Raw genomic sequence first — 7,662 nt, 5'->3', positions numbered from 1 at the left:
AAAATTCAGCAAGGAATTTAAAGCGAAAGTGGTTTTGGAATCGCTAAAGGAGCGTGAAACGCTGGAGAGCTTGGCCAAGAAATACGAGCTTAGCCCCACACAAATATCTAGCTGGCGCAGCCTAGCCCTTAAAAACTTCGGGAATATAGTAAAAGTTCTTTAAACGGAGGCGTTTTGGGAACAAGTTCAGAACGGTGAGCGGTTCTCCCTGGCGGGCTTGAGACTTGAGACCAAACGCAAATGAAAAAGGCTTACACGTCCGAGATAAACCGAAAGTGTAAGCCTTTGCTTATATGTTTATTGTGTGTTTACATCAATTCTTTAGTAGGATGTAAGCATTCAATGATGTGGCAATAATTAACCAGATGGCATAGGGAAGTATTAGGAGTGATATGAGCTTTAACGCTGGCCAATACTTGAATAGAAAGAGAAAAACGAGTATGGTTAGGCCAATGATTAGTATGAGCCCCCCTAACGTGTTGTGGAAATAAAAGAAAACGGGGTTCCAGCTCACATTCAATATCCATTGAAGAACGAATAAGGCTACAAGGGTCTTTTTGTTTTCAACAACTGGCCATAAATATGCCATGTAAACACTAAAGCAAATCATGATTGATGTCCATGCGAACCCGAAGACCCATCCGGGTGGGGTCCACGGTGCCTTAGCTAGGCTTTCATACCAATTGGAAGAAACTCCTGTGCCCGTAAAAAAGCCTCCTAGACCAAGGGCCGCAAAATTAATCAACAAGAATATGATAAGTCTATAAATCATTTGTTTCCCGTTATTTAGTTTCATGTTCTTTTTCTTTTATTAGGAAGCCTATTCGGAATCATCTCATGCTAACTGATGTTGCTTAATTGGCTTGGCTTGTTAACCTATGCGTAAAGGGCGCTGATTATAATTCCATTTGTTAACATATTTTTATGTGATAAGTTCACTGGTCTTATTTCACTGTTTGTTTTATTGCGGTATGGAGAAAATGGAGCAGCAGTTTCAAAAACCATTCAACCTCCTAGCCAATGCGACGATCTGCCAATGAGTCAATTTCCCGATGGGGCAAGGAGTATTTAGAGTAAAGGAGGCGACATAGGAGTAAAATGAGGCATCTTTGGAGTAAAAGTATCAACCGGAACGGTATTCGTAACAAGTTCATTTAGGGGCTATTCCTTTAACTTTTCGTCTTATTCTTCATTAACTAATTTTACATCTGCCTCAAATTCCATCTGTTCGAAATCCTCCTTGTCAATCCAATTTCTTGAGGTAGAGATTTCTATAGTATTTTCTCCTGATTTTCTGTAATCCCAGATGACTTTTTCAGCATCATCAAAAGGCACAGTGCCGTCTATTTGATCAGCAAAAAGTCTTAATATTAAATTGCTTTTCTTTAATCCATACGATAATGATTTAATCATTATCTCTTTAGTTATTTCAGAATCTAAATCTTCTCTTTGAAAACTTGCAGTTATAATTGTTGCTTCTGTATTTGGAAATTTCCCATTATATGCTTTACGTAAAAATTGATTTATATTAAAGAGGTCAAAATGAAAAGCAGGTTCCGAGTATTGTTCAGCCACTCTACTTGTTAACATGTCATTAGACAAGTTTTGGATTTGTCCTTCATTTAATTTGTCACTCATTTTGTATTTCAGTAAGATTTCTGCGGCGTTTGCCGGTTCAAAATCTGAAATAGCCATAAACAAATATTCCAAGATTTCATTTTCTTTGATTTGTTCAATATCAGGGAAACCGAATTCCTTAAGAAGGTTTATATAATCCTTATTTTGCCAATAAAAATCCAATTCGTTGACAGTTTTCAACTCGATTATTTTCACTTTTATTTTCATATGTCTTGTAGTTTTAATTGATGAAATTTGACGTTTGCTAGGTGGTTGCGTTTGGGCGTTTAAAACCGCGGTCACGTCAATCGATATTAAAGATAATTAAAAGCCGTGAACCCTCCAAATACGTCAGTTGTATGTGCCTTTAATGGTGAGTGTAATAAAAAACTTCTAAACGGAAGCTTTTGGGAATAAGTGCAGATTGGTGTAAATCTCATAGGTGGGAGGTAAGGCTTGCTTACTTGGCTGCGGTGCCTTGCTCTATACTTAGGAAGCGGGCCTGCAAGTCATGATTAGTTGATGTTGGTTTTTCTTTACCGTTATATGGAGTGCGTAATGATAACAGAAATCGGTTAAGCTGATTGTTGAATTCAGTTGGATTTTCCATATTGCTTAAGTGCCCGGCGTGATCAATAATGTGGAAGTTGGTACCTTTTATTTTTTCGTGCATCTTGAGGGCTACCTGTGGAGGGGTAATTATATCTTCTCGTCCCACCATAATAAGCACGGGCACCTTTATTTCATGCAGCCTGCTGCAGGTTTCTTTACGCTCTGCTAAAGCAACTAAGGTTTTGAAGAGTGATTGTAGGGGTGTTTTCATGATCATTTCCTTCACCATAGCCACTTCATCTATCTGTTTTGAAAACGATGTAGGTGCAAAAAGTTTTTTCAGACTTTCTTCGGCATATTGTTCCAACCCTTTTTCTTTGATACTCTCAATGGCTTTCATCCGTTTTTCTTTTGCTTCGGGGGTATCCTCTGTGCAATTTGTATCGCATAAAAGCAGTGCGTTAAAACGTTCGGGATGGTTTTCAATTGCATTTAATGCAATGTATCCGCCCATGGAAAAACCACAGAGTATGGCTTTGTCAATCTTTAGGGCATCCATCAGGCTGAGCAGATCGGCTACAAAAAGCTCTATGGAGAAGTCGTCGTCGCCGGCATCGGAATTTCCATGCCCACGAATATCGTAGGCAACAACACGGTAGTTCTCCGTTAGTTCGGCTACCTGTTTGTTCCACATCGATTTATTCAGCGGAAATCCATGAATAAAGACGATTGCTGGAGCATGGATTGGTCCCTCGTCGATATAACTAACGGCTAACTTATTAATGTATGCTGTGATTCTGGTTTCTGAGTAATCCATGGCGTGGGATGGTTTAGTTAAATGCTTTGCGTTCTTATGTGTGATGGATTATATCGCTATTTATTGGGCGTGTAAAGATGGGGGCTGTAATTGCGGAAAGTGTTACATCGTTTCAGCAATAAGTTGTATAATTCACACATTAAAACGGAAATGTTGGATTACTACTAGTAGGCTTAATAAGAAAGGGGTTCCTCGCAAGAAGAACCCCTTTTTCTATCGATTGAACTCGAAGGTTACAACGCAGCTTCCTTAAGGGCAGCTCTAATCTTTGCCTCCAGCTCGTTGCTTAGTTCGGGATTGTCGAGCAGTAGGTTTTTTACCCCATCACGGCCTTGTCCAAGGCGGGTTTCGCCGTAGCTAAACCATGATCCTGCTTTCTTAATAATGTTGAGCTCCACACCAAGGTCGATTACCTCACCTACCTTGGAAATTCCCTCGCCATACATAATATCAAATTCGGCCTTACGGAATGGGGGAGCCATTTTGTTCTTAATAATTTTTACCCTTACGTGGTTTCCGGTGCTCTCTTCGCCTTCCTTCAGCTGGGCAGCACGGCGTATGTCCACGCGAACAGAGGCGTAGAACTTTAGTGCGTTACCGCCAGTAGTAGTTTCGGGGTTACCAAACATTATCCCGATTTTTTCTCGCAGCTGGTTGATGAAAATACAGCAGGTATTCGTCTTGCTAATGTTTCCGGTGAGCTTACGCAGCGCTTGCGACATAAGCCTGGCCTGAAGACCCATTTTTGATTCACCCATCTCGCCTTCAATTTCGGCTTTGGGGGTAAGCGCGGCCACGGAGTCAATGACAATAATATCGATGGCGCCGGAGCGAATGAGGTGGTCGGTAATTTCGAGCGCTTGCTCACCGTTGTCGGGTTGAGAAATAAAGAGGTTGTCCAGGTTAACGCCCAACTTCTCGGCATAGCTGCGGTCGAAGGCATGCTCTGCATCGATGATGGCAGCGATACCGCCTGCTTTTTGCGCTTCGGCAATGGCGTGAATGGCGAGGGTGGTCTTACCCGACGATTCCGGCCCGTAGATCTCTACAATTCGGCCGCGCGGGTAACCGCCAATCCCAAGGGCAATATCCAAGGCAATGGATCCCGACGAAATGGTGGGAACTTCCGAAATGGCCTTGTCGCCCATCCTCATGATGGTGCCTTTTCCGAACTCCTTCTCAATTTTATCGAGGGTTGCCTGCAACGCCTTCATCTTTTCGGGGTTGGTGTTATTTTCCTTCTTCTTATCTACCTTCTCGGCTTTCTCAACCTTTTCGGGTTTTTCCATTTTTTCTGGTTCCATATATTTGCAAGTTTTTATCCTTTGTCCGATCGGGGGAGTGTCTTTCTCTTTTAGGAATCTAACCTTTTAGTGCTCAAACTCCTTTAGTATTTGGCTTACATGGTCGTCGGTTTTCACCTTACTGAATACCTTTTCGACCTTGCCATCTCCTCCGATTACAAAGGTAGTTCTAATAATCCCTTCGTAGGTTTTTCCATAAAGTTTTTTTTCACCCCAAGCGCCATAGGCGGTGAGAATCTCGCGGTTAGTGTCGGAAATCAACCGAAATGGAAGGTTGAACTTCCCAATGAAGCCTTGGTGGCTTTTCTCGCTATCGGCGCTTACACCCACCACATCGAAGCCCAGCTGGGTGAGCTGCTCGTAGCCATCGCGAAGGCTACAAGCCTCTGCAGTGCATCCGGGGGTGTTATCTTTTGGGTAGAAGTATAGAATTAGTTTTTTTCCCTTGAAATCGGAGAGGGAAATGGGATTTCCGTTCTGATCTTTTCCTGTGAAACTTGGGGCTATATCGCCCGGTGCAAGAATACTCATAGCATATCTCTTTTATTGGACAACCTAAAATTATTTCATTTTTAGCATTTTGCAAAATAAACCTTCGATAAATTGATAGGTTCAAGGGTTGCAATGTTTAACCTAAACAATGTTTTAGAGCGAAGGTTGAATGAGCGAAGGAGTCGTGACAACATATTCGATGTTTTTCCTAAGGCATTGTCATGGCTGATTATCAGGCTTCTTGTTCTGAGTAGGCCTAAAATAAAGGTATCTGACGGTATTTGCTCTTGCACGGCTATACTATTTTACTACATTTGCACTACCAAAAAATACGGGTGTAGCTCAGTTGGTAGAGCATTGGTCTCCAAAACCAAGTGTCGGGCGTTCGAGTCGCTCCTCCCGTGCAAGAGGCTGCCAAATATTTGGTGGCCTTTTTTCTATTTATGCTATCGCTCTGGATAATAAAAATAAGTGACTTTTATCAACATTGCTTGAATTAGGAAATCTTTGTTGTAGATTAGTACTTTGAATAGCCGCAATCAAATACTCTATGAGGAATCAATTTAGTAGATATTTACTTGTAATCATTCTCTTTGCCGCATTGACTCACATTGCGGGAGGTGAGCCGATCAACTCAGGTCCTCAATCTCCATTGCGTAATGATTCAGTAGGTATTTTAAAACTGTTGCGAAATGCTGACTCCATATTGAGGAAGGGAGAACACCAAAAGAGCCTCAACCTCGCTGATTCTGCATTCCATCTTTTATCGAAGTTAGGCAATAAGCGTTTGGAGTTAAGAAGTTTGCAAATGTCGGGTATTTCTGCTTCGAGTTCGGGCGATTTTTCCAAGGCACTCGATTTCCATTACAAATCGCTTCAAATTGCCGAAGAGCTTCGAGATACCAGTAGCATGATCACGGTTTTGAATGATTTAGGTGTGGTTTTTTATACCAAATCGACCTATCCAAAGGCGTTAGAATTTTTGTTGAGGGGTTTCCGATTGGCCACCTCGGTCAAGGACACCTCATTAATGATGACTACCCTGCACAGTTTAGGCTTGGTTGAGATGCAAAAAGGGGATACCGCCCAATCGCTCAATTATTTTCATACAGCCTATAGGTATGGCCTGATATTGGATGATAAACGAACCTTAGCGCTTCTGAACAATGCTCTTGGGAATTATTACATGAGCATAAACGATGTGGAATATGCCTTGTCAGAATATACTCAAGCTCTTACTAGGTTTACGGAAGTGAATGATATTGTTGGCGTTTCCCGCGTTTACAACAATATTGGGCTTCTTTATTCTCAAATGGGAGCATTCTCCAAATCGCGTAAAAGTTTAGGTGAATCGCTTCGGTTGAAGCTGGAGATAAATGATCAGCGCGGATTGTGCTCCATTTATCATAGTATGGGAGTGCTCTATCAGCGAATGGGCGATTACACAAAATCCATCGAATGGGGAACGAAATCTTACTTTAAGAGCCGACAAATTGGAGCCCTTCGAACCGCAGAACTCGCTGCGACTCTTCTTTCGGAATCCTATGAAAAAAAGGGCGATTTAGCTGGTGCCATGACCTACCTAAAAGTTGCTAGAAACCTGCATGATAGTATTTTTAGTAATGAGAATTCCCGCCAAATGGTGGAGTCTGAATTGATTTGGAACCAAGAAGTTAAGCAGATTGAGAAACGAGTTGAACAGGAGAAAAATAAAATTATTGATAAGGAGCATAATAACCAACTTGTAATGGTTCGTAATTTTTTTGTGGCCCTATCCTTGCTGATATTCCTTCTTACGACATTCATGGTATTGTACTATCGTCGTAAAATTAAGGCTGCGAAAATTCTTGAGTCTCAGTATTCTGAAATAGAAAAACAGAAGGAGGAGATTGCTGCACAACGTGATGAAATTGAAGATCAGCGTAATGCTTTGGCTGATTTAGCATGGGAGTTACAGCAGAAAAATGAGGTTACGACAACTCATCGCGATGAGTTATGGACGCAGCGTGATGTGCTCTCAACTCAGAAAAAAGAGATAACAGATTCCATAGAGTATGCTAAGCGAATTCAAGCTGCGGCCCTACCCAATCAGGAGGTGTTTACTCAGATTTTCCCAGATTCGTTCATTGTTTACAAGCCTAAAAGTATTGTTGGGGGTGATTTCTACTGGGTTGCTAAGATTGGAAAGTACAAGGTGCTCGCGGTGGGTGATTGTACCGGTCATGGTGTTCCCGGAGGCTTCATGAGCATGCTGGGCATTGCCCTGCTCAATGAGGTGGTAAAGCGTGAAGAGGTCCGAACTGCCAGCCAGGTTTTGGATGAGTTACGCGATTACTTGATCTCTTCGCTCCAGCCGTCCCACGATGAAACCGATCCTTCCGACGGAATGGATTTGGTCGTAGCCATTATTGACGAGGAGTTGAACTCTATGCAATATGCTTCGGCCAATATGCCATTCTACCTCATTCGAAATGACGAGGGAGGTATTCCACGATTAAAGGATTTCTTGCCCGATAGAATGCCCATCGGCAACTACCAAATTATGCGTCCGTTTACCAACAATACCATTGATCTGCTGCCTGGCGACATATTCTATTTCTTTTCGGATGGATTTCCTGATCAATTCGGTGGTAGTGAGGAGAAGAAACTCTGCCCTGGTCGCTTTAAACAGATGCTACTCTCCTTCCACGACAGACCAATTATCCTTCAGGGCGACTTACTGAGCGATTCATTCATGCGATGGAAAGGTGATAAAATCCAGATCGACGACGTTTTAGTTGTTGGGATCCAAATCTAACTTGGTTTTTCTTGCGAGAGGTCTGCAAAAGGTAGCATCTTCTGGCTACCTAGAGTTGTCTTCACTTGTGTTCGAAGTCTATT

Annotated in this window: 7 protein-coding genes and 1 tRNA gene; 3 read left to right on the top strand and 5 right to left on the bottom strand. The window is 42.1% G+C overall.

What is annotated here, in order from left to right; genetic code table 11:
• Positions 1 to 163: transposase (locus tag BLS65_RS19055; protein ID WP_139180969.1), on the top strand; the 163-nt coding region annotated here is incomplete at its 5' end.
• 150 nt (positions 164 to 313) lie between these two features.
• Here the strand turns inward: BLS65_RS19055 and BLS65_RS13480 are convergent.
• From BLS65_RS13480 to bcp, 5 genes are all read right to left on the bottom strand, one after another.
• On the bottom strand, positions 314 to 796 hold the full coding sequence (locus BLS65_RS13480; protein WP_212590555.1) for a TspO/MBR family protein: 483 nt from the start codon (positions 794 to 796) through the stop codon (positions 314 to 316).
• Positions 797 to 1,182: 386 nt separating this feature from the next.
• Positions 1,183 to 1,845 carry a hypothetical protein gene (locus BLS65_RS13475; protein ID WP_092439876.1) on the bottom strand — a complete coding sequence of 221 codons (663 nt, stop codon included), beginning with the start codon at positions 1,843 to 1,845 and terminating at the stop codon, positions 1,183 to 1,185.
• Between the two features lie 232 nt (positions 1,846 to 2,077).
• On the bottom strand, positions 2,078 to 2,986 hold the full coding sequence (locus BLS65_RS13470) for an alpha/beta fold hydrolase (protein WP_092439874.1): 909 nt from the start codon (positions 2,984 to 2,986) through the stop codon (positions 2,078 to 2,080).
• 233 nt (positions 2,987 to 3,219) lie between these two features.
• Positions 3,220 to 4,200: a recombinase RecA gene (gene recA, locus BLS65_RS13465; protein ID WP_244500698.1), complete on the bottom strand. Its 981-nt coding sequence runs from the start codon at positions 4,198 to 4,200 to the stop codon at positions 3,220 to 3,222.
• Between the two features lie 156 nt (positions 4,201 to 4,356).
• Positions 4,357 to 4,821 (bottom strand): thioredoxin-dependent thiol peroxidase, encoded by a 465-nt coding sequence (gene bcp, locus BLS65_RS13460; protein ID WP_092439869.1) that lies wholly within the window; start codon positions 4,819 to 4,821, stop codon positions 4,357 to 4,359.
• A 292-nt stretch (positions 4,822 to 5,113) separates the two neighbouring features.
• On the opposite strand from bcp, the gene BLS65_RS13455 reads away from it, so the two are divergent.
• Positions 5,114 to 5,186: transfer RNA gene (locus tag BLS65_RS13455), tRNA-Trp, on the top strand.
• A gap of 146 nt (positions 5,187 to 5,332) precedes the next feature.
• Positions 5,333 to 7,579: a SpoIIE family protein phosphatase gene (locus tag BLS65_RS13450; protein WP_092439867.1), complete on the top strand. Its 2,247-nt coding sequence runs from the start codon at positions 5,333 to 5,335 to the stop codon at positions 7,577 to 7,579.
• The last annotated feature ends 83 nt before the right edge of the window (positions 7,580 to 7,662 follow it).

This window comes from Williamwhitmania taraxaci (assembly GCF_900096565.1).
Classification (GTDB): Bacteria; Bacteroidota; Bacteroidia; order Bacteroidales; family Williamwhitmaniaceae; genus Williamwhitmania; species Williamwhitmania taraxaci.
The sequence above is the reverse complement of the archived record's forward strand: the minus strand, read 5'-3'. Positions and strand labels throughout refer to the sequence as shown.

What these genes read in the sequence shown, in the direction of transcription:
- BLS65_RS13480 (WP_212590555.1), bottom strand. Translation starts at nt 796, where the DNA reads ATGAAACTAAATAACGGGAAACAAATGATTTATAGACTTATCATATTC.
- BLS65_RS13475 (WP_092439876.1), bottom strand. Translation starts at nt 1,845, where the DNA reads ATGAAAATAAAAGTGAAAATAATCGAGTTGAAAACTGTCAACGAATTG.
- BLS65_RS13470 (WP_092439874.1), bottom strand. Translation starts at nt 2,986, where the DNA reads ATGGATTACTCAGAAACCAGAATCACAGCATACATTAATAAGTTAGCC.
- recA (WP_244500698.1), bottom strand. Translation starts at nt 4,200, where the DNA reads ATGAAGGCGTTGCAGGCAACCCTCGATAAAATTGAGAAGGAGTTCGGA.
- bcp (WP_092439869.1), bottom strand. Translation starts at nt 4,821, where the DNA reads ATGAGTATTCTTGCACCGGGCGATATAGCCCCAAGTTTCACAGGAAAA.
- BLS65_RS13450 (WP_092439867.1), top strand. Translation starts at nt 5,333, where the DNA reads ATGAGGAATCAATTTAGTAGATATTTACTTGTAATCATTCTCTTTGCC.